Source organism: Streptomyces sp. NPDC007808, assembly GCF_042868655.1.
Lineage (GTDB): Bacteria > Actinomycetota > Actinomycetes > Streptomycetales > Streptomycetaceae > Streptomyces.
In genome coordinates, this window is sequence record NZ_JBIAEQ010000002.1 from 768,203 (window position 1) to 792,534 (window position 24,332).

Annotated in this window: 21 protein-coding genes; 12 read left to right on the forward strand and 9 right to left on the reverse strand. The window is 70.9% G+C overall.

All coding sequences use genetic code 11. From position 1 onward, the window contains the following. Positions 1-420: 420 nt before the first annotated feature. Positions 421-1,626, forward strand: a complete 1,206-nt coding sequence (locus ACFYNL_RS09695) for an acyltransferase family protein (protein WP_388799300.1) — start codon at positions 421-423, stop codon at positions 1,624-1,626. A 21-nt stretch (positions 1,627-1,647) separates the two neighbouring features. On the opposite strand, the gene ACFYNL_RS09700 is transcribed toward ACFYNL_RS09695, so the two are convergent. Continuing rightward, complete coding sequence (locus ACFYNL_RS09700) at positions 1,648-2,145, reverse strand: HD domain-containing protein (RefSeq protein WP_388799303.1); 498 nt, start codon at positions 2,143-2,145, stop codon at positions 1,648-1,650. A gap of 17 nt (positions 2,146-2,162) precedes the next feature. Beyond that, positions 2,163-3,341 carry a PP2C family protein-serine/threonine phosphatase gene (locus ACFYNL_RS09705; protein ID WP_388799306.1) on the reverse strand — a complete coding sequence of 393 codons (1,179 nt, stop codon included), beginning with the start codon at positions 3,339-3,341 and terminating at the stop codon, positions 2,163-2,165. Between the two features lie 162 nt (positions 3,342-3,503). On the opposite strand from ACFYNL_RS09705, the gene ACFYNL_RS09710 reads away from it, so the two are divergent. After that, on the forward strand, positions 3,504-4,760 hold the full coding sequence (locus ACFYNL_RS09710) for a GNAT family N-acetyltransferase (RefSeq protein ID WP_388799309.1): 1,257 nt from the start codon (positions 3,504-3,506) through the stop codon (positions 4,758-4,760). Positions 4,761-4,776: 16 nt separating this feature from the next. Here the strand turns inward: ACFYNL_RS09710 and ACFYNL_RS09715 are convergent, their stop codons facing one another. After that, positions 4,777-5,586, reverse strand: coding sequence for an Fpg/Nei family DNA glycosylase (locus tag ACFYNL_RS09715; RefSeq protein WP_388799312.1), 810 nt, complete (start codon positions 5,584-5,586; stop codon positions 4,777-4,779). A gap of 152 nt (positions 5,587-5,738) precedes the next feature. Continuing rightward, positions 5,739-6,224 (reverse strand): ribose-5-phosphate isomerase, encoded by a 486-nt coding sequence (locus ACFYNL_RS09720; RefSeq protein ID WP_388799314.1) that lies wholly within the window; start codon positions 6,222-6,224, stop codon positions 5,739-5,741. A gap of 229 nt (positions 6,225-6,453) precedes the next feature. Here ACFYNL_RS09720 and ACFYNL_RS09725 point away from each other — a divergent pair, with 229 nt between their 5' ends. Then, positions 6,454-7,920 (forward strand): amino acid permease, encoded by a 1,467-nt coding sequence (locus tag ACFYNL_RS09725; protein ID WP_388799317.1) that lies wholly within the window; start codon positions 6,454-6,456, stop codon positions 7,918-7,920. Positions 7,921-7,989: 69 nt separating this feature from the next. Here the strand turns inward: ACFYNL_RS09725 and ACFYNL_RS09730 are convergent, their stop codons facing one another. After that, a complete protein-coding gene (locus ACFYNL_RS09730; protein WP_388799320.1) occupies positions 7,990-10,356 on the reverse strand; it encodes a protein kinase in 2,367 nt (788 codons plus the stop codon). A gap of 276 nt (positions 10,357-10,632) precedes the next feature. On the opposite strand from ACFYNL_RS09730, the gene ACFYNL_RS09735 reads away from it, so the two are divergent. After that, positions 10,633-11,361: a hypothetical protein gene (locus ACFYNL_RS09735; RefSeq protein ID WP_388799323.1), complete on the forward strand. Its 729-nt coding sequence runs from the start codon at positions 10,633-10,635 to the stop codon at positions 11,359-11,361. 78 nt (positions 11,362-11,439) lie between these two features. On the opposite strand, the gene ACFYNL_RS09740 is transcribed toward ACFYNL_RS09735, so the two are convergent. Then, entirely contained in the window at positions 11,440-12,021 is a 582-nt protein-coding gene (locus ACFYNL_RS09740; protein ID WP_388799326.1) for a biotin transporter BioY, read from the reverse strand. Positions 12,022-12,424: 403 nt separating this feature from the next. Between ACFYNL_RS09740 and ACFYNL_RS09745 the strand changes: the two genes are divergently transcribed. After that, positions 12,425-13,813, forward strand: a complete 1,389-nt coding sequence (locus tag ACFYNL_RS09745; RefSeq protein ID WP_388799329.1) for an amino acid permease — start codon at positions 12,425-12,427, stop codon at positions 13,811-13,813. A gap of 211 nt (positions 13,814-14,024) precedes the next feature. On the opposite strand, the gene ACFYNL_RS09750 is transcribed toward ACFYNL_RS09745, so the two are convergent. Genes ACFYNL_RS09750 through ACFYNL_RS09760 form a run of 3 tightly spaced genes read right to left on the reverse strand, consistent with a single transcriptional unit; the run spans position 14,025 to position 16,918 of the window. Further along, complete coding sequence (locus ACFYNL_RS09750; RefSeq protein ID WP_388799332.1) at positions 14,025-14,804, reverse strand: SAM-dependent methyltransferase; 780 nt, start codon at positions 14,802-14,804, stop codon at positions 14,025-14,027. Between the two features lie 12 nt (positions 14,805-14,816). Next, the gene (locus ACFYNL_RS09755; protein WP_388799335.1) at positions 14,817-15,452 is read right to left on the reverse strand and encodes a histidine phosphatase family protein; all 636 of its coding nucleotides are present in this window, start codon (positions 15,450-15,452) and stop codon (positions 14,817-14,819) included. Beyond that, a complete protein-coding gene (locus tag ACFYNL_RS09760) occupies positions 15,452-16,918 on the reverse strand; it encodes an FGGY-family carbohydrate kinase (protein ID WP_388799338.1) in 1,467 nt (488 codons plus the stop codon). The genes ACFYNL_RS09755 and ACFYNL_RS09760 overlap by 1 nt, the downstream gene beginning before the upstream one ends. Positions 16,919-17,088: 170 nt before the next feature. Between ACFYNL_RS09760 and ACFYNL_RS09765 the strand changes: the two genes are divergently transcribed. The 7 genes from ACFYNL_RS09765 to ACFYNL_RS09795 are packed head-to-tail and all read left to right on the forward strand — an operon-like array spanning position 17,089 to position 24,270. Continuing rightward, complete coding sequence (locus tag ACFYNL_RS09765; protein WP_388799342.1) at positions 17,089-18,510, forward strand: ABC transporter substrate-binding protein; 1,422 nt, start codon at positions 17,089-17,091, stop codon at positions 18,508-18,510. Between the two features lie 4 nt (positions 18,511-18,514). After that, on the forward strand, positions 18,515-19,396 hold the full coding sequence (locus ACFYNL_RS09770) for a carbohydrate ABC transporter permease (protein ID WP_388799345.1): 882 nt from the start codon (positions 18,515-18,517) through the stop codon (positions 19,394-19,396). Positions 19,397-19,398: 2 nt separating this feature from the next. Next, on the forward strand, positions 19,399-20,223 hold the full coding sequence (locus ACFYNL_RS09775; protein WP_388799348.1) for a carbohydrate ABC transporter permease: 825 nt from the start codon (positions 19,399-19,401) through the stop codon (positions 20,221-20,223). After that, entirely contained in the window at positions 20,220-21,302 is a 1,083-nt protein-coding gene (locus ACFYNL_RS09780; protein WP_388799351.1) for an ABC transporter ATP-binding protein, read from the forward strand. The genes ACFYNL_RS09775 and ACFYNL_RS09780 overlap by 4 nt, the downstream gene beginning before the upstream one ends. Before the next feature lie 7 nt (positions 21,303-21,309). Then, complete coding sequence (locus tag ACFYNL_RS09785; RefSeq protein ID WP_388799354.1) at positions 21,310-22,185, forward strand: DeoR/GlpR family DNA-binding transcription regulator; 876 nt, start codon at positions 21,310-21,312, stop codon at positions 22,183-22,185. Continuing rightward, positions 22,163-23,242 (forward strand): ABC transporter ATP-binding protein, encoded by a 1,080-nt coding sequence (locus ACFYNL_RS09790; RefSeq protein WP_388799357.1) that lies wholly within the window; start codon positions 22,163-22,165, stop codon positions 23,240-23,242. The genes ACFYNL_RS09785 and ACFYNL_RS09790 overlap by 23 nt, the downstream gene beginning before the upstream one ends. After that, a complete protein-coding gene (locus tag ACFYNL_RS09795; protein WP_388799360.1) occupies positions 23,239-24,270 on the forward strand; it encodes a 2-hydroxyacid dehydrogenase in 1,032 nt (343 codons plus the stop codon). Before ACFYNL_RS09790 ends, ACFYNL_RS09795 begins: the two co-directional genes overlap by 4 nt. The last annotated feature ends 62 nt before the right edge of the window (positions 24,271-24,332 follow it).

The following is a 24,332-nucleotide window of genomic DNA, read 5'->3' on the forward strand; positions in this document are numbered from 1 at the left end:
CCACACCAGTGCCGGATCCGTGCGGCTCCCTCGTGCGTACCGACCTCTCGTGGAGTGCCCGCACAGTATTTCGACAGGACACTCGCAGCGGGAATTCGACAGGATCGTTTCCATCGCCACACAACGTGTTCGCAGCGATTTCGAATTCACCGCACAATGATCATTACACCGGAGCCGCATCCTGACCATATGCACGTGTTAGTCGGGATGAATCCGGACAAGGCGGGTGCTCAACTGGTGTCCGGCAGGTGCATGTTCGTCGTACACATGTCATCGAGCGCAATAACCGGTAATGACCTCGCAGGTTTTACGAAATCCCACACGCGACGCTAGGGTGCCTCAGATGTTCCACGCTGCCTCGTCCCCCGCATGCGCAGCCAGGTCCTGGATCGTCTCCCCCGGATTCCGGCGGGAGGGTCTGTGACGAACTCGCTGCGACCGCACGGCCACAACAGAGCGCCACTCCCCCCGGCACAGTCGTCCGCGGACGGAGTGCCGAGTCCGCGCTCACCGCAGAACCAGAAGGCTCAGGCGAACAACAGATCCGCGTCCGACGGTGCCAAGCAGCGCGACGCGTTCTTCGACAACGCCAAGTACCTGGCGATCGTGCTGGTCGCCATAGGACACGCGTGGGAGCCCATCAAGGGCGACAGCCGGACCCTGGAGGCCGTGTACACGATCGTGTACACCTTCCACATGCCGGCGTTCATCATCATCTCCGGCTTCTTCTCACGCAGCTTCGACGCGAGCCCCAGCCGGCTCAAGCGGCTGATCACCGGCGTCGCGGTGCCGTACATCGTCTTCGAGACGGCCTACCCGCTCTTCAAGCGCTGGATCGCCGAGGACCCGAGCCAGGACATCAGTCTCCTGGACCCCTGGTACCTCACGTGGTTCCTGTGCGCGCTGTTCATCTGGCGGATGACCACCCCCATCTGGAAGATGGTGCGCTGGCCGCTGCCGATCGCCCTCGGCCTCGCCATGGCGGCGACCGTCGCCCCCGAGATCGGCGACGACCTGGACCTGCAGCGGGTCCTGCAGTTCCTGCCGTACTTCGTGCTGGGCCTGTGCATGAAGACCGAGCACTTCCACATGGTGCGCACCCGGACCGTGCGGATCCTGTCCGTGCCGGTGGGCCTGGCAGCGCTGGTCGTCGGGTACTGGGCGGTGCCGCGCATGAACACCGCGTGGTTCTACCACCGTGACGCCGCCCAGGAACTGGGCGCGCCGTGGTGGACCGGTCCGGTCATGGTGCTGGCGATGTTCGGCTGCTCGCTGCTGCTGACGGCCTGCTTCTTCGCCTGGGTGCCGCGCCGCCACATGTGGTTCACGGCGCTCGGCGCGGGCACGCTGTACGGCTATCTGCTGCACGGCTTCGTCGTGAAGGCCGGTGACTACCAGGGCTGGTTCGAGGCCGCCTGGCTGCACCGCCCGCTCGGCGAGATCCTCGTCACCGTCCTCGCGGCGGTCGGCGTCACGCTGCTGTGCACCAAGCCGGTGCAGCGGATGTTCCGGTTCGCGATGGAGCCCAGGATGGACTGGGCGTTCAAGAAGGACGCGGCGGAGCTGGCCCGCGAGCGTGAGAAGCGCGAGGGCGCGGCGGCTGTGCGTCAGAAGGTCGACGCCTGACCCGAAGCGCCGTAGAACGACTCAGGACGACCCGAGACCGAGGAGTGCGCGCATCCGCGCGTACTTCTCGGTCAGTCGTTTCCGGGTCCTCTCGTCCAGGACCGCGAGGCGCGCCGGGTCCGCGTTGTGCGCCAGGTCCGCCTCCTTCACCACCAGCGCCCCCGGGGTGGCCAGGATGCGCTGCGCGTAGGCCTCGGGCGGCTCCCCGGCCCGCTTGGTGACCGCGCGCACGATGTCCTTCGTACGACGGCTCAGCGCGGCCTGCTCCAGCCACTGCTCGGAGAGCGCGTCGTCCTCGACGGCGTCGTGCAGCCAGGCCGCCGCGATCTGGTCCTCGTCGCCGCCACGCGCGCGTACGCCCTCGGCGACGGCCCTGAGGTGCTCGGTGTACGGCCGTCCGGCCTTGTCCCGCTGCCCCTCGTGGGCGGCGCGGGCGACGGCCTCCACGTCCGCCGGGGACAGCTTCTTCCGCGGATCCCGCGGGTCTCTTCCGGTTTCCTGCCGCTGTGTCTCGGTCACCCGTCCAGTGTCGCGGCTCAGCGTGCCGCCGTCGCCGTCGGCCCCTCGCGGCAGATCAGCAGCAGCGCCCTGTCGTCGTTGACGTCCTTCGCCACCGCTTCGATCAGGTGCCAGGCCGCTCCGTGGAAGCCGCCGGCGACATAGCGGTCGGCTTCGCCCGTGAGGCGGTCGATGCCCTCGACGATGTCGCGGTCGGACGTCTCGACCAGACCGTCCGTGAAGAGCATCAGCACGTCGCCGGGCCGCAGCGTGCCCTTGACGGGGTCGAACTGGGCGCCGTCGTACACGCCGAGGAGGGGGCCCTCGGCTGCCTTCTCCTCCCAGCGGCCGGTGCCCGCGCTCAGCTGCAGGCCCGGCGGATGGCCCGCCGAGTAGAGCTCGTAGTCCCCGGAGTCGAGCTCCAGGACAAGGTGGATGGAGGTCGCGAAGCCCTCGTCCCAGTCCTGGCGCAGGAGGTAGCCGTTGGCCGCCGGAAGGAACGCGTGCGGGGGCAGGCTGCCCAGCAGGCCGCCGAAGGCCCCGGACAGCAGGAGGGCGCGCGAGCCCGCGTCCATGCCTTTGCCGGAGACGTCCGTCAGGACGACCTCCAGGGTGCGCCCGCCGTTCGTACGGGCCGCGACCACGAAGTCGCCGGAGAAGGACTGGCCGCCCGCGGGGCGCAACGCCATCTCGCGATGCCAGCCGTGCGGCAGGCCCGGCAGCTTGCTCTGGACGCGGATGCGTTCGCGCAGGTCGAAGAGCATCGTGCCGCCGCGCCGCCAGGGCACGCCCACACGGCTGCGGAACTGGGCGATCAGCAACCCGAAGAAGCCGCAGGCGGCCACGACCAGGACCACCCCGGGGGTGACTCTCGACGGGCCCTCCGTGTAGGGGCCCAGCTGCACCGACTCCACGATCAGGGCGGTGGCCGCCGCCGCGTACAGGCCCAGCAGGCTCGCGGGGCGCAGCAGCAGCCCGCCCGCCACGATGGGCAGCACCAGCGCGGCCGGGGAGAACCACACCGGGTTGGCCATCGTCAGGGCGCAGATCAGCGGCACCATCAGCAGCAGGCCGGCCAGGGCGATCCAGTCCGAGCCGTCGCCGCGGAAATAGTCCACGGCGCTTCTGCGCACGCCGACGCGGGCCCGGTGCCACTGCATCTTCAACCGGGCCGTGAACGTCTCGGCCACCGTGCGGCGGTCTCGTCCTGCTGCCATTAGTTCGGGACCCTATCCATCGGACCAGCTGCTTGGCACGGGAGGTCCCACTTGTCCCCCGTCCGAGGTTCAACTTCACAGTGAACTTCACCAAATGCCGTCGTGCCGCCGCCAACGAGAAATTCCCTCGCTCGTCCCTCAATGCCCTGGTAGGCATGGTTCATGGCGAATGACGCTGCGAGCGACCCCGGCCGCGTGGAACTGCGCGCGCTGCGGAAGGACGAGTGGAACACCTGGTACGACACGCTGATCCGCGCCTTCGGCGGAGTCCCGGAGGCTGCCGAGGAGCGGGAGTTGTGGAACTCGCTCACCGAGGTCGACCGCTCCCTGGGCGCCTGGGACGGGGACGCGTGCGTGGGGACGGCGGGTGCGTTCGGTTTCCGGCTGACCGTGCCCGGCGGCGGCCTCGTGCCCGCCGCGGGCGTGACGATGGTCAGCGTCGCCGCCACGCACCGCAGGCGCGGAGTGCTGACGTCGATGATGCGGCGGCAGCTGGACGACGTGCTCGAGTGGGGCTGGCCGTTGGCCGTCCTGACCGCCTCCGAGCCGGAGATCTACGGCCGGTTCGGGTACGGCGTCGGCACCTTCCATGTGAACGCCGAGATCGACACGACCCGTGTGCGGCTGTCCGTACCGCCCGGCACCGACGACGTACGCCTGCGGTACGCCGTGCCGTCCGACGTCCTCGACGTGTGCGAGGCGGTGTACGCCCGCAAGGTGCCCGGCCGGCCCGGCATGCTGGCCCGGCAGCCCGGCTGGGAGCGGCTGGTGGTGCTCGACCCGGAGAACGACCGCGACGGCGCGTCGCCGCTGCAGTGCGTGCTGGCGGAGCGGGACGGCGAGGTCGTGGGGTACGCGCGCTTCCACGTCAAGCCGGAGTGGGACTCCTCCGGGCCCAAGGGCTCGGTGATGCTGCGGGACACCGAGGCCCTGGATCCGCCGGCGCAGGCCGCGTTGTGGCGGTTCCTGTTCGGCATCGACCTGACGTCCACGGTGAAGGTCTTCGGGCGGCCCGAGGACGAGGCGTGGCAGTACCAGGTGTCCGACCTCCGGCGGTGTGCGGTGCGGGTACGGGACTCCTTGCACGTCCGGCTGGTGGACGTGGGGGCCGCGTTGGAGGCGAGGACCTACCAGGCGCCGGTCGACGTGGTGTTCGAGGTGGAGGATGCCTTCTGCCCCTGGAACACGGGGCGTTGGCGGCTGTCGGGGGACGCCAAGGGCGCCTCGTGCGAGCGTACGGCGGACGCCGCCGATCTCGCCTTGTCGGTGCGGGAGTTGGGCGCGGCCTACCTCGGTGGCGTCGGCCTGGGCGCGCTGGGTGCCGCGGGGCGGGTGCGGGAGCTGCGGCAGGGGGCACTGGCGGAGGCGTCGGTGGGGTTCGCCTCCACGGTGGCGCCGTGGCTGCCGCACGGCTTCTGAACCTGCGCCGACGGCCTCACGGGGTCTGGCAGTCGGGGCACCAGAAGAGGTTGCGGGCGGCGAGGTCGGCGGTGCGGATCTCGCCGCCACAGATGTGGCAGGGCAGGGTGGCCCTGCGGTAGACGTAGACCTCGCCGCCGTGGTCGTCGACGCGGGGCGGACGACCCATCGCCTCCGGCGTGTGTTCCGGGCGGACGGTGTCGATGCGGTTGTTGCGGACGCCCTCGCGCATCAGCTCGACGAGGTCCGTCCAGATGGCGTCCCACTGGGCGGCGGTGATGTCCTTGCCCGCGCGGTACGGGTCGATGCGGTGCCGGAACAGGACCTCGGCGCGGTAGACGTTGCCGACACCGGCGATGACCTTCTGGTCCATCAGCAGGGCGGCGATGGTCGTACGGCTCCGGCCGATCCTCAGGTACGCGGCGTGCGGGTCGGCGTCGTCGCGCAGGGGGTCGGGGCCGAGGCGGTCGTGTATCGCCTGCTTCTCGGTGGGCGTGATCAGGGCGCAGGTGGTGGGGCCGCGCAGATCGACGTACGCCGTGCTGTGCGCGAGGCGGAGCCGGACGGTGTCGGTGGGCGGGGGTGTGGGGGCTCCACCGAAGGTGACCTTGCCGAAGAGGCCGAGGTGGATGTGGACCCAGTCGTCGTCCCGGAAGCCCAGGAAGAGGTGTTTGCCGTGGGCCTCGGTGTGGGTGAGTTCGGAGCCGTCGAGGAGAGCCGCGGCGTCGGAGAACTTGCCCTGGGGGCTGGTCACGCGTGGGGCCGTGCCGAGGAAGGCGGCGGCGTAGTCCTGGGCCAGCCGGTGAATGGTGTGGCCCTCGGGCACGGCGGACTCCTTCTTCTACTGGCGTGCGGGCGGGGGCGCGGCAGGGGGTTTCGCCCCCGCCGCCCCTGCCCGTGTCCTCGAACGCCGGTCGGGCCGAGTCCACCCGGACGCGGCGCCAGGCCCGTGACCGTCGCCCGGAGGGGCGGAACGCCCTACTGCTGGGGGTGGTGCGCAGGGATCGGGGGGAGGTCGCCGGTCGTCTCGTAGTCGGCCAGCATGGTGATGCGGCGGGTGTGACGCTCGTCACCGGAGTACGGGGTGCCCAGGAAGGTCTCGACGAACTTCGTCGCCTCCTCCGTGGTGTGCATGCGCGCACCCACCGCGACGACGTTGGCGTTGTTGTGCTGGCGTCCCAGCGCCGCCGTCTCCTCGCTCCAGGCGAGCGCCGCCCGCACGCCCTTCACCTTGTTCGCGGCGATCTGCTCGCCGTTGCCGGAGCCGCCGATCACGATGCCGAGGGCGTCGGGGTCCGCAGCGGTCCGCTCCGCGGCGCGGAGGCAGAAGGGCGGGTAGTCGTCCTGGGCGTCGTAGATGTGGGGGCCGCAGTCGACCGGGTCGTGACCCGCCGCCCTGAGCCAGTCGACGAGGTGGTTCTTGAGTTCGAAGCCCGCATGGTCGGAGCCGAGATACACGCGCATGCCACGAGTGTGACACGGCCGTTTCGGGGCAGCAGCGTCGGGTGTCGACCGCCTGAATTGTGACTCACACCATAGAACCTCAAGGAAACCTCAAGTAACAATCCCGAATCAAAGGTTCCCGAATCAGTTCTCCTCCGATTCACTGGTCCGACTCGTACACCGCTCGTGCGACTCGTACATCGCTGGTACGGGAAAACCCCTCCCCAACGGCGCAAAGGAAATCCGTTCCATGACTTCGCAGCCGACCCAGAAGGCGGCCGAGCCGGCCGTCGGCGGCCATGGCCTACAGGCCGGGCTCAAGAACCGCCACCTGTCGATGATCGCCATCGGCGGCGTCATCGGCGCCGGGCTCTTCGTCGGGTCCAGCTCCGGTATCGCCACCGCCGGCCCCGGCATCCTCCTGTCCTACGCCCTCGTCGGCACGCTCGTGGTGCTGGTGATGCGGATGCTGGGTGAGATGTCCGCCGCCAACCCGACCTCGGGCTCCTTCTCCGCGCACGCCGACCGGGCGCTCGGAAGCTGGGCCGGTTTCTCCATCGGCTGGCTGTACTGGTTCTTCTGGGTCGTCGTGCTGGCGGTGGAGGCCACCGCCGGTGCGGTGATCCTGGAGGGCTGGATCCCGGCCGTCCCGCAGTGGGGCTGGGCCCTGATCGTGATGGTGGTGCTCACCGCCACCAACCTGGTCTCCGTCGGCTCCTACGGTGAGTTCGAGTTCTGGTTCGCCGGTATCAAGGTCGTCGCCATCGCCGCGTTCATCGTCATCGGCGGACTCGCCGTCTTCGGCCTGCTCCCCGGTGTCGACAGCGACCAGGCGGGCCTCGCCAACCTCACCGAGCACGGCGGTTTCCTGCCCAACGGCGCCGGCGCCATCCTCACCGGTGTCCTGCTGGTCGTGTTCTCCTTCATGGGCAGCGAGATCGCCACCCTCGCCGCCGGCGAGTCCGAGAACCCGCAGCGTGCGGTCACCAAGGCCACCAACAGCATCATCTGGCGTGTCGCCGTCTTCTACCTCGGCTCGATCTTCGTCGTGGTGGCCCTGCTGCCCTGGGACAGCAAGTCGATCGCCAAGGACGGCTCGTACGTCGCCGCGCTGGACTCCCTGGGCATCCCGCACGCCGGTCAGATCATGAACTTCATCGTGCTGACCTCGGTGCTGTCCTGCCTCAACTCCGGCCTCTACACCGCCTCCCGCATGGCCTTCTCCCTCGGCCAGCGCGGTGACGCGCCGAAGTCCTTCGCGCGCACGACCGGCCGCGGTGTGCCGCGCACGGCGATCCTCGCCTCCGTCGTCTTCGGGTTCGTGGCGGTCTTCTTCAACTACGCCTACCCGGACTCGGTCTTCCTCTTCCTGGTCAACTCCTCCGGTGCGGTCGCCCTGTTCGTCTGGCTGGTGATCTGCTTCTCGCAGCTGCGCATGCGGAAGATCATCCAGGCCGAGGCGCCGGAGAAGCTCGTCGTGAAGATGTGGCTGTACCCGTACCTGACCTGGGCGACGGCCGCGCTGATCGTCTTCGTCCTCGGCTACATGCTCACCGACACCGAGCACGACGGCCGTAAGACCGTGCTGCTGTCCCTGCTCGTGGCCGCGCTCGTGCTGATCGTCGCCTTCGTGAAGGAGAAGGTCGGCGCCAAGCGTCCCGCGAGCGTGGAGGCCACCGTCCCCGGCGCGGAGCGCGACGAGGTCAAGACCGGCTGAAGCCGCTGACTCCTCGGGGAGGGGTGGTGGGGCCCGCGCTCGCGGGCCCCACCACCCCTTTCTCTTCGGTCACAGCACCGTGAAACTGTCCCTGACCTTCTCGTAGGTCGCGAGCGCCTGCGCCTCGATGTCCGGGCGGTACCACGTGTTGACCTGGTACGACTTGCCGCCCACGGTGAAGCCAAGCAGCTGGGCGTGCCAGGGCTCGCCCTGGAGGGTGAAGGTGTACTCCCAGACGACCGCCGGGCGCCCCCGGAAGGTCGTGCGCTCCAGGCGGATCTTGCTGTAGTCCCTGCCCTGCCGGGCGTTGCGCTCCGACTCCTGCCAGGAGTCCATGAGGTCGCCGCGGGCCAGGGACGACTTGGCGGCCAGCTCCTGCATGCCGTCCGGCGACGTGTAGTGCACCTCCGAACCCGTCTTGACGTTCCGCCGCCAGCCCTCGGGGGTGGCCCAGGCGAACCCGCCCGCCTCGCGGTGGGCGCCGGGCGGCAGGCTCCGCGGCCGTGAGGTGCCCTCGACCGTGGCGGAGGGGCCGCTGCCCGGGGAGGACTCCGCGGTGGCGGACGGGGAGACCGAGGAGCGGGCCCGGTCATCGTCCTTCGGCGCGCCGAAGTCGGTCGCCAGGACGACCGCCACGACCGCGCCCGCGGCGACGATCCCGACGGAGGCCACAAGACCGGTGCGGCGACGTCCGCGCCGGGGCCGGGCCGGGACCGCAGGGCCGGGGAGTTCGCCGGGCGGCATGGGGGCGTACGAACCGCCCGTGCCCGGCACGAGTTCCGGCTCCGGGGCGGGCCGCCGCTCGGTCACCGCATCCGAGCGGGCCAGGGAGACGCCTCCCCGGCGCACCGGTGAGGCGGCGGAGTCGCCGGGCGGGGGTGTCGAGCGCACCTCGGGGGGCGCTGGGGAGTGGGCCTCGGACGACGCCTGGGACCGAAGGTCGGACGGAGCCTGGGACCGGGGCTCGGCTGGGGCTTGGGAGCGGGGCTCGGAGAGGGGCCCGGAAGCGAGTTCGGTGGAGGCAGAGGGGGCCGGTTCGATGGCCGAGGGGCCCGCTTCGGTGCCCGAGGGGCCCGCTTCGGTGCCCGAGAGGGCCGCTGCGGCTGACGGAGCCGCCTCGGCCGAGGGGCGCGCGTCTCCCTCCGTCGGCACGGGCGTCGGCGGTATCGCGTCGCGTACCTCGGTGGCCGGTCGCCGTGGATCGGGGTGGGCCGGGACGGCCGCCGCGGGCGCGGGTCCGGCGGGGTGCGCGGGCGTGCGTGCCGGCTCCGGCGGGCCCCCGGCACCGGGCGACCCGGCCGGCGGTCCCGGGTGTACGGGCTCGGGGTCGGACGCGCGTACGGGCTCGGGCTCCGGGCCTCGTACGACATCGGGCCCGGGGCCAGGCACCGGTGCGGGCCCCCGGTGCGGACGACCGCCCTCCGGGCCGCCGGGCTCCATACGTCCGGCCGTCGGGCCGCCAGGCTCCAAAGGTCCGGCCGCCGGCCCGCCCGACTCCATACGTCCGGCCGCCGGGCCGCCGGCCTCCATACGTCCGGGACCGGCCTGCGTCCGCGGCTCCCGGCTGCCGCCCTCGTCCTCCTCCGGCGCCGGCGCGGTGTCCTCACCGGTCCGCTCCCCCACCGCGTGCCGGGGCACCCCGGCCGCGACGACCGGCACCGTCGGGGTGGGTTCGGGAAACGCCACCGGCTCCAGCGCCGTCTCCAGCTCGTCCAGGCCCGGCCGGTGCGACGGCTCCTTCTCCAGCAGGGCGGCCAACAGGTCTCGCAACGGGCCTGCCGTCGGCGGGAGTTCGGGCTCCTCGTACAGGACCGCGTGCAGGGTCGCCAGGGTCGTGTCACGGGAGAAGGGAGAGCGGCCCGCCAGTGCCGCGCTCAGCGTGGCGCCCAGGGACCAGATGTCGGACGGTGGGCCCTGGGGCCGGCCGGAGATGCGCTCGGGTGCCATGTAGTCGGGTGAGCCGACGAGCATGCCGACCATGGTGAGGGCCTTGGCGTCCTGGATCGCCGCGATACCGAAGTCGGTCAGGACCACCCGGCCCCGTCCGCGCGTCACCTCCGACTCCACCAGCACGTTTCCCGGCTTGATGTCACGGTGGAGCACACCGCGGGCATGGACCCGGTGCAGTGCCGCGACCAGGCCCAGGCCGATCCGGGCCGCTTCGCAGGGGCCGAGGGGGCCCTCCTCGGCCATGATGCGCTCCAGGGAGCGGCCCGCCACCAACTCCATGACGATCCACAGGCGTTCGCCCTCGTCGACCACGTCGTAGACCCGTACGACATTGGGGTGGTCGATCCTCGCCGTCGCCCTCGCCTCGCGCAGGGTGCGTTCGCGGCGCGTGCGCGTGTCCTCCGGGTCGAGGCCGTCGATGCGCATCTCCTTGACGGCGACCAGGCGATCGAGGATCTCGTCGAGGGCTCGCCACACGCGTCCCATTCCCCCCTGGCCGATACTCTCGACCAGCCGGTAGCGACCCGCCACCAGGAGACCGGGAATCCCGTCGCTCCTCGTATTTCCCGCGCTTCCCGTGTTTCCCGAGTTTCCCGTGTTCTCCGCGTTCCCCGGCAATCCGCTGCACCCCCTCCACCGCTCCTCAGCCGACCCCGACTGAAACACAACGGTCACACTTCAGGCCGTACCAGCATAGTGCGGAGAAATCTTGTGGTAGCTCTTCAAGTACTGCGAATTCAGGCGCAGGCAAGGGGGACGAACATGAGTTCTCGTCGTATGAAGACCATCGCGGGATCGCTGGTCGCGGCATCTTTCTCGGCAGTGGTGATCCTTTCCGGCACAGCCGGCGCGGATGACCGGGACACCGGGAGCAGCAAGGGGGGAAAGGTCATCGATGAGGCACCGGCAGGGGTCGAGCTGACCACTCTGCTGCCCGAGAAAATTTCGGTGGACAACAGTTCGGGAACCACCGACATCACGGCCACGGTGAAGAACGAAGGGACCAAGGAAAGCGGAAAGATCCAGCTTTTGGTCGTCGGTTTCGACGGCCTCACGGTGAAGAATGTCGAAGGATGTTCAGCGATCGACAAAAGCAATCTGCCGGAGGGCTCGAACAGCGGTTTCGCCTGCGCCCTCGACAACCTGCCGGCGGGTGAGTCGAAGTCGTACGCCGTCGACGCGACGTACGACCTGAAGAAGGCGGGCAAGATCTGCCTTCCCGTCCAGAGCGGTGACGGCAAGAAGACGTACTGGCAGCAGGGCCCCGTGCCGTTCGGCACGACGAACCCGTCGCCCGACGCCCCGGCCACCCCGCTGCTCCTCGGCACCGACAACAAGCCGGTCGCGCCGGGCGCCGACGAACTGCCCAAGACCGGGCTCGGCCGTGACGCCCTGCCGCTCGGGGCGGCCGGCGCCGCGCTGATCGCGGTGGGCGCGGCCGGACTGTGGTGGTCGCAACCGCGGCGGCCGAGGCGGGCACAGGAGGGCTGAGCGGCAGCGAGACGCGAAAGAGGCTCGCCGGGTGGTCGCGGTGCGACCGGGCGAGCCTCTTCCGTGACGGCCGCGAGGTCAGCGGTTGATGAGCTTCCACGCGGTGGGCAGGGCGCCCATCGCCAGGGCCGCCTTCAGGGCGTCGCCGATCAGGAACGGGGTGAGGCCGGCCGCGATCGCGGCGGACGCGGACATGCCGGTGGCGAGGGCCAGGTAGGGGACGCCGACGGCGTAGATGATCGCCTCGCCCAGCAGCATCGCGCCGGCCGTGCGCAGCATGGTGCGGTCGGCACCGCGGCGGGCCAGGGCGCCGACGACCGTGGACGCGAGGATCATGCCGAGGATGTAGCCGAAGGACGGGGCGGCGGCGCCGGAGGTGCCCTCCGCGAACCACGGCACACCGGCGATGCCCGCGAGGGCGTACAGCGCGAGGGAGAGGAAGCCGCGGCCGGCACCGAGGGTCGTGCCGACGAGCAGCACGGCGAGCGTCTGGCCGGTCACCGGCACCGGGGAGCCGGGCACGGGCACCGCGATCTGGGCCGCGAGACCGGTCAGCACGGCACCGCCGACGACGAGCGCGAGGTCGCGGACGCGGGAGGCCGGGAGCAGGTCGGCGAGGACCTGACCGGTGCGGGCGGGGGCGGCGGCAGCGGTGCTCATGGGGACTCCGCGAGGTGAGGGGCAGTACGGGACGCTGTGACGCTATACCGGGGCACACCCCGTGATCACCGTCAGTGGTCGACAAAGGGGCGCTCGCGGACTTGGTGGGCTCCGGACAAAGGATGGCTGTTACACCGGGTACGGGGTGATGTCGATCACTGAGGCAGGGACGTGCGGCTCACATGCCGGACGAGATGCCGACTGTAGGGATTCGCCAATCGGTGCGCCCTCGCGTGGCCCGTCACCGGCAAGGGACGGCAGCCTCGTTCCCGGTGCCACGTGATCGACGTGTCACCCACAGTGCGGCGAGTGTCCGCATAGTGGGCAGGTTCTCCTTGTGAGCGGAGAGGCTGCCCAGACTGTTGGGGTTTTTTGCCCTCTACGCATTGGACGAACCGCGCCCATGCCTCACACGACCACCGAGACGCCCGCCCAGGCGGACGGCGCCTCCCTGTCCCACGGCCTCAAGCAGCGCCATCTGTCGATGATCGCCCTGGGCGGTGTCATCGGTGCCGGCCTGTTCGTCGGCTCCGGCGCCGGTATCGCCGCCGCCGGCCCGTCGATCGTCATCGCGTACATCCTCTCCGGCCTCCTGGTGATGCTGGTGATGCGGATGCTCGGCGAGATGTCGGCCGCACATCCCTCGTCGGGCTCCTTCTCCGCGCACGCAGAGCGGGCTCTCGGACCCTGGGCGGGCTTCACGGCCGGCTGGTCGTTCTGGGTGCTGCTGTGCACGGCCGTGGGCCTGGAGGGCATCGGCGCCGCGAAGATCGTGACGACCTGGCTGCCGCACACCCCCGAGTGGGCGTGGGTGGCGCTGTTCATGGTCGTCTTCTGCGGCGCGAACCTGGCCGCGGTGAAGAACTTCGGCGAGTTCGAGTTCTGGTTCGCGGCCCTGAAGGTCGGCGCGATCAGCCTCTTCCTGGTGCTGGGCGGCCTCGCGATCGCGGGCCTCCTGCCGGGCACGGACGCGCCGGGCACCGCCAACCTCACCGGCGAGGGGGGTTTCCTGCCGAACGGCAGTGAGGGCCTGATCATCGGCCTGCTCGCCTCGGTCTTCGCCTACGGCGGCCTGGAGACGGTCACCATCGCGGCGGCCGAGTCGGAGAACCCGGTCAGCGGCGTGGCCCGCGCGGTCCGCACGGCCATGTGGCGCATCGCCCTGTTCTACATCGGCTCGATGGCGGTCGTCGTCACCCTCGTCCCCTGGGACTCCAAGGAGGTCGTGGAGAAGGGCCCGTACGTCGCCGCCCTGGACCACCTCGGCATCCCCGGCGCCGGCCAGCTGATGAACGTCGTGGTGCTGGTCGCCCTGCTGAGCGCCATGAACGCCAATATCTACGGCTCCTCGCGCATCGCCTACTCGCTGGTCGAGCGCGGCCAGGGCCCGAAGGCCCTCGGCCGGGTGGCGGGCGGCGTCCCGCGCGTCGCGGTCCTCGCCTCCTCGGTCTTCGGATTCGTGTGCGTGGTGCTGAGCTACTGGCGTCCCGACGACGTCTTCCCCTGGCTGCTGAACATGATCGGCGCGGTCATCCTCGTCGTCTGGATCTTCATCGCCGTCTCCCAGCTGCGTCTGCGCAGCCGCCTGGAGCGCGAGGCACCGGAGAAGCTCGTCGTGCGGATGTGGGCGTTCCCGGTGCTGACCTGGGTGGCCCTGGCGGGCATGGTGGCGATCTTCGTCCTGATGGCCCGGCAGCCGGACACCCGCGTCCAGCTGTACTCGACGGGTGCGATGACGCTGGTCCTGGCGGCGGCCGGGTTCGCGTGGCAGAGGGCGCGCTCCAGGAACTGACGGCCGCGACCGACGACGAAGCCCCCCGTGTGATCCACACGGGGGGCTTTTTGCTGTTAGCTTGTTATTGCGATCCAGTTGCAACAAGCTGGCCGCAGGGTCGTCCTGCCTCGTGATCGTCTTCTCACCCTTCACGGCGGCAGGCGGAATGAGGGAAGCCCCCGCGAGGACGTGACTCGCGGGGGCTCGCCCGTTGCCGGGCGCTCGGTGGTCAGGGCTTGCGGCCCAGGCCGCCGTGCTGGCCGATCGGCCGCGGCTCGGTGCCGCCCGGCTCCGGACGCCACAGGGGGACGGAGACGACACCGGGCTCCACCAGGTCCAAACCCTCGAAGTACGCGGCGATCTGGTCGATCGGGCGCAGGAAGTAGGGGACGGCGCCGGTCTCGTTGTAGGCGTCCTGGGCCTGCTCATAGGTCGGGTCGGTGCCCCGGGAGCCGTCGTTGACCGACAGATAGCTGCCGGAGGGCAGACCGGCCAGCAGGCGGCGGACGAGGTCGCGGGCCCGGTCGTGGTCGGCCACATGCCCGAGGATGCCGCTGAGGATCAGGGCCGTGGGGCGGGACAGGTCGAGGGTGCGGGAGGCCGCCCGGAGGATCTTCTCCGGCTCGTACAGGCTCAGGTCCTCGTACGCCGTCGCACCCTCGGGCGTCGAGGTGAGCAGAGCGCGGGCGTGGGTCAGGACCAGGGGGTCGTTGTCGACGTAGACGATCCTCGACTCGGGGGCGAGGCGCTGGGCGACCTCGTGGGTGTTGTCGACGGTGGGCAGGCCGGTGCCGACGTCGAGGAACTGGCGCACGCCCGCCTCGGCCACCAGGTACCGGATGCTGCGGCCCAGGAAGGCGCGGCTGCTGCGGGCGATGGTGACGATGCCGGGGAAGACGGCGGTGTAGGCGTCACCGGCCACCTCGTCCACGGGGTAGTTGTCCTTGCCGCCCAGCCAGTAGTTCCAGATGCGGGCCGAGTGCGGTACCGAGGTGTCGATCTCCGTCATGCGCCCATGGTGCTACGGCAGGCCGGGCTCGCACGGCACATTGAGGGAGACGAGTGCGGCGGATCCGTCGGATCTCACGAGGAGTTCACTGATCGCTGCGTTGCGCAACCGGGGGAACACTCTGCGGTACTCCCCGGTCGGGATCGACAGCAGGGTGCACAGCACCAGCCGGAACAGGGTGTTGTGGGCGACCACGAGGACCCGTTGGCCGGGATGCGCGGCGGCGATGCGGCGCAGGGCCGCGGCACCGCGCAGGGCTGCGGCGGCGGGGTTCTCCGCACCCGGGAAGGGGTGCGCCACGGGGTCGGCGCGGAAGGCCTGCGCGGCCTCGGGGTCCTCCGCCGCGAACTGCGCGAGCGTACGGCCCTCCACCACCCCGAAGTCGCACTCTCGCAGGTCGGGTTCGCGGTGCGGGGTGAGGCCGAGGGCACGGCAGGCCGGCTCGGCGGTGACCACGGCCCGGGACAGGGGGGAGGTCCAGACCGCGTCGACCGGGTGGGCGGCGGCCCAGCGGCCGAGCGCCTCGGCCTGGGCGCGGCCGGTGTCGGTGAGGGCCACGTCGCTCACGCCGGCGTAGCGGTTCTCGGCGTGCCAGACCGTCTGCCCGTGCCGGGCCAGCAGCAGCGTCGTCGCGGTGCTCGTACTCATCACTGAGCAGTATCCCCGTCCAGGCGGGCATGGGCGTGCGCCGCGACCGGGGGTGGGAGCCAGCCCCGGCTGGTGAGTTCGTCGACCAGGCGGGCGTACGGCTCGGCGAAGCGGGCGGTGTTCCCGGGGCGGGGTTCGACGGTCGCGCGGATGCGGACCATGGCCTCCGCGGCCTCCTCCAGCCGGGGTGCCGCACCCGTGCCGTATGCCGCCAACGCGGCCATCCCCAGGGCCGGTTCGGTCTGCCGCGGCACCCGTGCCGGACGGCCCAGGATGTCGGCGCGCAGTTGGTTCCAGTACCGGCTGCGCGCGGCCCCGCCCGTGAAGGTGAGGGTCCCGTCGAGCGGGGCGCCCAGGTGGTGCAGGTAGTCCAGGCACAGGCGCTCCGCGTAGCCGACGCCCTGCAGCAGCGCGGCCCACAGGTCGGCTTCGGACTCCGGTTCGCCGAGGACGAGCGCGCAGGCGTCGGGGGCGAGGAACGGGAAGCGCTCGCCGGGCGACACCAGGGGGTAGGCGATGGCGCCGGACGGCTCGTACGCGGTGGCCAGTTCGTCCATGGCCGCCGGGTCGGCGCCCGCGAACGCCGCCGTGAGCACGCCCGCGCCCACGCTGGAGGCGCCGCCGGGCAGCCAACCGCCGTCCGGGGCGCGGTGGTTGTAGACCACGCCGGTCGGGTCACGGACGGGCTCCGGGGACGCGCCCTTGAGGACCAGCGTGGTGCCGAGCACCGAGTTCCAGGAGCCGGGCCGCAGGGCGGCGGAGGCGATCTGGGCCGCGCAGCCGTCGGTCATCCCGGCGACGACGGGTGTCCCCGCGGGGATGCCGGTGACGTCGGCGGCGGTCGCGCAGACCTCGCCGAGGCGGGTGCCGGGACGTACGACGTCCGGGATCGCCGTGTCGGACAGGCCCAGCCGGGGCAGCATGGCGGGCCAGGCGTCGCGCTCCACGTCGTAGCCGGTCTTCAGGGCGTGGCTGGAGTCGGCCGGGGGCAGCTCGCCGGTGAGGAGGGAGACGACCAGGTCGGGTTGGTGGGTGATCCGGCCCGGCCCGTAGGTCTCGGTCAGCCACAGTGCCTTCGGCAGCGCCCAGGTGTCCTGGACGTCGAGCCCCGCCATCCTCGCCCGCGCCGCCTGAGCCGTCGCGCGCCCGTCGTCGTACATCAGCGCGGGGCTCATCGGCCGCCCCGCCCCGTCCGTCAGCAGCACGGTCCCGGAGGTCCCGCACACCGCCAGCCCGCCGACCGGCACCTTCGCCCGCCCGCTCAGCGCGGCCCGCGACGCCGCGCACAGCCCGTCCCACCACTCCGCCGGGTCCTGCTCGTGCCGCACGCCGTCCCGCCGCCCGGCCAGCGGGGCCGAGCCGCTGCCGAGGACCGTGCCGTCCCGGGCCGCGAGCAGCACGCGGACGCTCTGGGTGCCCAGGTCGATCCCGAGCCATGCCTCGTCCTCGGAACGCTCATCCGCCATCCGGAACCTCCCGCACATCGCGATCCGATCCGTGAACTTCTCACTCTGCACTGAGATTTTCCCGTGCGCGAGGGATTGACGGCCAACTTCCGCCGTTCCACCCTCGGTTAGCGAGTCGACTCGCCGTGTGAACCCGAGCAGCTGACCGAGCCCCCACGTGGAGGTCACGGATGGACAAGCACGTGCACGACCGCCGCCGCTTCCTCGCCCTGACCGCCGCGGCCGCCGCGACCCCGCTGCTCGCGGCCTGCGGGGCCGGGTTCGGCGGTGACGACGACAAGAGCGACGGCTCGGCCGCCGACGACGTCACCGGCTCCTTCGACTGGAAACGGGAGAAGGGCACCACCGTCAAGGCGCTGCTCAACAAGCACCCGTACACGGACGCGCTGATCGCCGACCTGAAGTCCTTCACCGAGAAGACCGGCATCGAGGTCGAGTACGACGTCTTCCCCGAGGACAACTACTTCGACAAGCTCACCGTCGACCTGTCCAGCGGTCGCGCCTCGTACGACGTCTTCATGCTGGGCGCGTACATGGTCTGGCAGTACGGTCCGCCCGGCTGGCTGGAGGACCTCGGGCCCTGGATGCGCAACTCCTCGGCCACCGGCGCCGAATGGGACCAGGCGGACTTCTTCCCGAACCTCCTCCAGGCCGACCAGTGGTCCCTGAAGGCGGGCGCGCCGCTCGGGCAGGGCGGACAGTACGCGCTGCCGTGGGGCTGGGAGACCAACGTCGTCGCCTACAACACGGACGTGTTCAAGAAGCTCGGCCTCAAGCCCGCCGAGTCCTTCGACGAGCTGCGCGAGCTCGCCGCGACGATCAAGCGGAAGGCGCCGGGCGCCGGGTTCGACGGCATGTACGGGATCGCCGTACGGGGATCGAGGAGCTGGGCGACGATCCACCCCGGCTTCATGACGATGTACGCCCGCAACGGCCTGAAGGACTTCACGGTCCGGGGCGGGAAGCTCACACCCGCCATGAACACCCCGGAGGCCGTCGCCTTCACCGAGGACTGGGCCGGCATGGTCAAGCAGGGCGGGCCGCCGTCCTGGACGTCGTACACCTGGTACCAGTGCTCCAGCGACCTCGGGGCGAAGAAGGCCGGGATGCTGTTCGACGCGGACACGGCCGCCTACTTCCAGGCGGTCGAGGGCGCGAGCCCCGCCTCCGGGAAGATCGCCTTCCACCCCGGCCCGAAGGGGCCGGACGGGTCCCTCGCCACCAACATGTGGATCTGGTCGCTCGGCATGAACGCCAAGAGCAAGAAGAAGAGCGCGGCCTGGCTGTTCCTGCAGTGGGCGACCGGCAAGGAGCACCTGCTCAGGAGCGCGGTCACGCACAACCACATCGACCCGGTGCGCAAGTCGATCGCCGATGCGGCCGCCTACAAGGACAAGATGCGGAACCTCCCCGGCTTCATCGAGACCTTCGAGGCCGTCGTCGACCAGACGAAGATCCAGTTCACCCCGCAGGCCCAGTTCTTCGACGCGACCACCAGCTGGGCCGCCGCCCTCCAGGAGATCTACGGCGGCCAGGGCGCGAAGTCGGTGCTGGACGGGCTGGCGGGCGACCTCGCCGACAAGGTGGGCTAGCGCGATGGGATGGCGGCCCGCCCTGCGCCCGTACGTCCTGATCGTCCCCGCCCTGCTGCTGACCTGCGGGATCCTCTACCCCTTCGGCCTCGGCCTGTACTACACCCTGTTCGACTTCTCGGCGAGCAAGCCGCAGCCGGACATGGTGCGGTTCGAGAACTACGAGGCCGTCTTCACGCAGGAGGCCTTCTGGAACTCGGCGTGGGTGACGGTGCTGTACGCGGTCGGGGCCGCCGCCGTCGAGACCGTCCTCGGGGTCGCCGTCGCTCTGCTGCTGCACCGGTCGACCCTCGTCGGGCGGGTGCTGGAGAAGATCCTCATCCTGCCCCTGATGATCGCGCCGGTGATCGCGGCCATCATCTGGAAGCTGATGCTCCAGCCGTCGGTGGGGGTGGTGAACCACCTGCTCAGACCCTTCGGGCTGGGCGGAGTGCAGTGGACCGACACCCCGACCGGCGCCCTGCTGTCGTCGATCGCCGTGGACGTCTGGGTCTACACCCCGTTCGTGGCGATCCTCGCCCTGGCCGGACTGCGGTCGCTGCCCACCTCCCCCTTCGAGGCGGCGGCCGTCGACGGGGCGGGCTGGTGGTACACCTTCCGGCGGCTGACGCTGCCGATGCTGTGGCCGTACGTCCTGGTCGCGGTGATCTTCCGGTTCATGGACTCGCTGAAGGTGTTCGACATCATCTACGCCCTGACGGAGGGCGGGCCGGGTGACTCGACCGTCGTCCTGCAGATCCGGGCGTACCTGGAGGCGATCCGCTTCCAGCGGTACTCCTTCGGGATCAGCTACACGATCGTGCTGTGGGCCGTGGTGTACCTCGCCGCGATGGTGCTGGTGAAGCACCTGGGGAAGATCCAGCGCAAGGCCGCGGAGGTGAAATGACCATGCGCAAGCGTCTGTTGGGGTGGCTGGCCGACGCCGCCCTCATCCTCTACTTCCTCTTCGCGCTGTTCCCGATCGCCTGGATGGTGATCCTCTCCCTGAAGCCGACGAACGAACTCTTCTCCACCTACTTCTCCTTCTCCCCCACCCTCGACGGCTACCGCACGGTCCTCGGCGACAGCGAGGGCATCCCGTTCCTGCGGTTCTTCGTCAACAGCCTGGTCGTGTCGGTGGGCGCGGTGGCCCTGTCGCTCCTCGTGGGGCTGCCGGCCGCGTACGCCTCGGCGCGCTGGCGGTTCAAGGGCTCCGAGAACCTGATGTTCACGCTGCTGTCGTTCCGGTTCGCGCCCGAACTCACCGTGATCATCCCGCTGTTCGTGCTGTACCAGAAGCTCGGGCTGTTCGACACGTACGTCGGCATGGTGTGGGTGCTCCAGCTCGTCACCCTCCCCCTGATCGTGTGGATCATGCGGTCGTACTTCGCGGACCTCACCCCCGAGCTGGAGCAGGCTGCGCTGCTGGACGGCTACACGCGCAAGCAGGCGTTCGTACGGGTGGCCCTGCCGCTGGTGAAGCCGGGCGTGGCGGCGGTGTCGCTGCTCGCCTTCATCTTCGCCTGGAACAACTTCGTCTTCCCCCTCATCCTCACCTCCAACGAGGCCCAGACGGTGACCGTGGGTGCGCTGTCCTTCCTCGGCGGCGACCGACCCAAGTACAACCTGACGGCCGCGGCGGCCCTCGTCTCCGTCGTACCGCCGCTGCTGCTCGCGCTGACGATCCAGCGCTATCTGGTGCGGGGTCTGTCGTTCGGGGCGGTGAAGTCGTGATCGCGCTCGACGGCATCAGGAAGGCGTACGGCGGGACGACGGCCCTGGACGACCTCGACCTGGAGGTCCGCGAGGGCGAGTTCTTCTGCCTGCTCGGCCCGTCCGGCGCGGGCAAGACGACGACGCTCAAGACCGTCGCCGGACTCGAACGGCCCGACGCGGGCACGGTCCGGCTCGACGGCAAGGACATGAGCGGCGTCGAGCCGTACGACCGCGGCGTGGCGATGTGCTTCGAGAGCTACGCCCTCTATCCGCACAAGTCGGCCTACGACAACCTCGCCTCGCCCCTGCGCTCCCCGCGCCACCGCCTGCCGGCCGCGCGGGCCCGCGAGCGGATCGGCGAGATCGCCGAACTCCTCGGTATCTCGGCGCTGTTGGACCGTCCGGTCGGGCAGCTGTCCAACGGGCAGCGTCAGCGCGTCGCGCTCGGCCGGGTCCTGGTCCGCCCCGCCCGCGCGTTCCTCCTCGACGAGCCCCTCTCCCACCTGGACGCCAAGCTGCGCCAGCAGATGCGGGCCGAGCTCAAGGCGATCGGGGCGGTGCGGCGTACGACCACCCTCTACGTCACCCACGACTCCGTGGAGGCGCTGGCGCTCGGCGACCGGATCGGGGTGCTCCGTGCGGGGCGGCTCGTGCAGACGGGGACGCGGGAGGAGATCTGGTACGAGCCGTACGACACGGAGGTCGCGCGGGCCTTCGGGCGCCCCCGGATCAACCTGCTGCCGGGCGCCGTCACGGCCGACGGCGGTTTCCGCTCGGCGGACGGCGGGGCCGAGCTGCCGATCAGGGCCGGGGCCGCTCCCGGTACCGAGGTGCTGATCGGCGTCCGGCCCCGCGACCTCACCCTCGGCGAGGGCCCCGGTCACCAACTCACCGGCACGGTCTACGTCACCGAGGTGCTCGGCCGGTCCGTCGAGGTCACCGTCCGGCTGGGCGAGCAGCACCTGTCGCTGGTCGCCCCGCGCGGCGACGTGGCGGGCCTGCGTCCCGACGACCCGGTACGGCTGTCGGTACGGCCTGAGAACCTGCTGCTGTTCGAGGCCGACCGGCCAAATCCCCAGGACGACGGATCGAGATGAGCGCACGATGAGCAGCAGCAACAGCAGCGGTCAGCAGGGCCCCGCGGCCCGCCAGGCGGCCATGGCCGAGCAGGTGCTCGCCGACGGCTCGGCGACCGCCGCCGACCTGGCCGAACGCTTCGGGGTGAGCCTGATGACCATCCACCGGGACCTCGACGAGCTCGAACGGCAGGGCATCGTACGCAAGTTCCGCGGCGGCGTGACCGCGCAGCCCTCCGGGGTCTTCGAGTCCAACGTCCAGTACCGGCTGAAGACCATGCGCGCGGAGAAGGCCGCCGTCGCCGACCGCGCGCTGAAGCTCATCGAGCCCGGTATGGCGATCATGCTGGACGACTCCACCTCCACCCTGGAGATAGCCCGCAGACTGCGGCACGGCGAGGTCACCCCGCTCACGGTCGTCACCAACTTCCTGGAGGCGATCAATCTCCTCTCCGACCAGCGCGGCATCCACCTCATGGCCCTCGGCGGCGACTACGATCCGCTGCACTCCTCCTTCCTCGGTGTGTCCTGCGTGGAGGCGATCGAGCAGCTGCGGGTGGACGTGTGCTTCGCGTCGACGTCGGCGGTGCGCGGGGGGTACGCCTACCACCAGGAGCAGCACATCGTGTCGGTGAAGCGGGCCATGCTCGACGCGGCGGCCCGCAACGTCCTGCTGATCGACCACACCAAGCTCGCCCGGGTCGCCCTGCACCGGGTGGTCCCCCTCTCCCGCTTCGATCTGCTCCTCGTCGACGACGGGGCGTCGGCTCAGGCGCTGCGGGACCTGGACGAGCACAAGGTCACCTACGAAGTCTGCGCCAGGACCCACGGCGGATCGGGCCGGACGGGTTCTGAGCCACCGACCGTGACGAAGGGCCGCGATGACCGAGCTGGAGCTACGTGATCTGCGCAAGACCTACCGTGCGCGGGGCCGTCCGGCCGTGGACGCCGTGCGCGGCATCGACCTGGCCCTGCGCTCCGGCGAGCTGCTGGGCCTGCTGGGCCCTTCGGGCTGCGGCAAGTCGACGACCCTGCGGATGATCGCCGGGCTGGAGACGGTGACCGGCGGGGACATCCTGGTCGGCGGCACCTCGGTGACCGGGCGTCCGGCCCAGCGGCGCAACATCGGGGTCGCCTTCGAGAACTACGCCCTCTATCCGCCGCTGACGGTGGCGCAGAACCTGGCGTTCGGGCTGAAGGCACGCAAGCGGGCCGACCGGGGTGACGTCGACCGCAAGGTCAGGGAGATCGCCGAGCGCGTCGACCTCACCGCCGTCCTCGACGCCCGCCCCGCGGGCCTGTCCAGCGGCGAGAAGCAACGGGTCAGTCTGGCCCGCGCGCTCATCCGCGAACCCGACGTGCTCCTCCTCGACGAACCGCTCTCCCACCTGGACGCGGCCCAGCGCGACACCACGCGCCGCGAACTCAAGCGCATCCAGCGCGACCTGGGCCATACGACCATCCTCGTCACCCACGACCAGGAGGAGGCCCTCTCCCTCGCCGACCGGATCGCCGTGATGAAGGACGGCGTCATCCAGCAGCTCGGCACCCCGTACGAGATCTACGACAGCCCGGCCAACGTCTTCGTCGCGGACTTCGTCGGCGAACCGGCGATCAACCTCGTGCGGGGCGTCGCGGAAGCCGGCGCCCACGCCCGCCTCTCCGGCACCGTGCGCGTGGCACTTCCGGTGCCGGTGGCCGCGGGCCGGGACGTGGTGGTCGGCGTCCGGCCCGAGGACCTGCGCCTGAGCGGCGAGGAAGGCATCCCCGCCCGCGTCCTGGCGCACGAGCCCCTCCTCGAATCGGGCATCGCCACCCTCGCCCTGGAGGGCGTGGAACCCTCCCTCGTCGTCCTCACCGACCCCGAGGTCCGCCTCGCCCACGACGACCGGGTGCACATCACCGCCGACCCCCACCTCACCCATGTCTTCGACGCCGAGACGGGAGAATCCCTTCGATGACCAGCGGGAACAGCGTGCGTGTGGTGGCCGCCGGCGACCACTTCATCCTGCCGTCACTCATCAGCGCGGCACTCGGCCGGGAACTCCCCTGTGACGTACGGGAACTGACCCTCGGCTGGCCGCTCGACCCCTTCGGCCCGGTGGCCGAGGTGAAGGAGGCGAGCGACGCCGAGGACGAGCTCATCGGCGCACTCGCCGGGGCGCGGGTGCTGGTCACCCAGATGGGCCCGGTGACGGAACGCGTCCTCGACGCCTGCCCGGACCTCCGCCTGGTCGTCGTCTGCCGGGGCGGCCCGGTGAACGTCAACCTGGACGCGGCCAAGAGGCACGACGTCCGCGTGTGCTACGCCCCCGGCCGCAACGCCGCCGCCACCGCCGAGTTCACCGTCGGCCTCATGCTGGCCGCCCTGCGCCGTATCCCCCAGGCCCACGACCTGCTCGCCCGGCAGGGCAGTTGGGAGGGTGCGACCTACTACACGTACGAGCACAGCGGCCTGGAGCTGGAGGACCTGCCCGTCGGGCTGGTCGGTTACGGGGCGGTGGGCAGCCGCGTGGCCAGGGTGTTGTGCGCCTTCGGGGCACGAGTGTCGGTCTACGACCCGTACGTCCACCACCACGAGATCCACGGCCTGCGCGTCCCCACTCTGGACCACCTCCTGCGGTCCTCACAGGTGATCACCCTGCACGCCCGGCTCACCGCCGAGACCCACGGCCTGATCGGCGCCCGGGAGCTGGCCCTGCTGCCGCCCGGCGCGATCGTGGTGAACGCGGCGCGCGGCCCGCTCCTGGACGAGGGAGCCCTGTGCGACGCCCTGGAGAGCGGCCAGGTGTCGGCAGCGGCCCTGGACACGTACGTCCGGGAGCCGCTTCCCGGCGACTCACGCCTGCACGCCCTCGCCGACCGGGTCGTCCTGACCCCGCACCTGGGCGGCGCGTCCCGCGCGGTGGCGGAGAAGGCGGCACGCATCGCCGCCGAGGAGGTGGGCCGCTGGGCACGCGGGGAGCCACTGGCACACGCCCTGACCTGAGCGCCGTTCGCGCCGAGTGCGTGCCCACCGACCTCACTGGTCCGACGACACCGGCCGCGAAG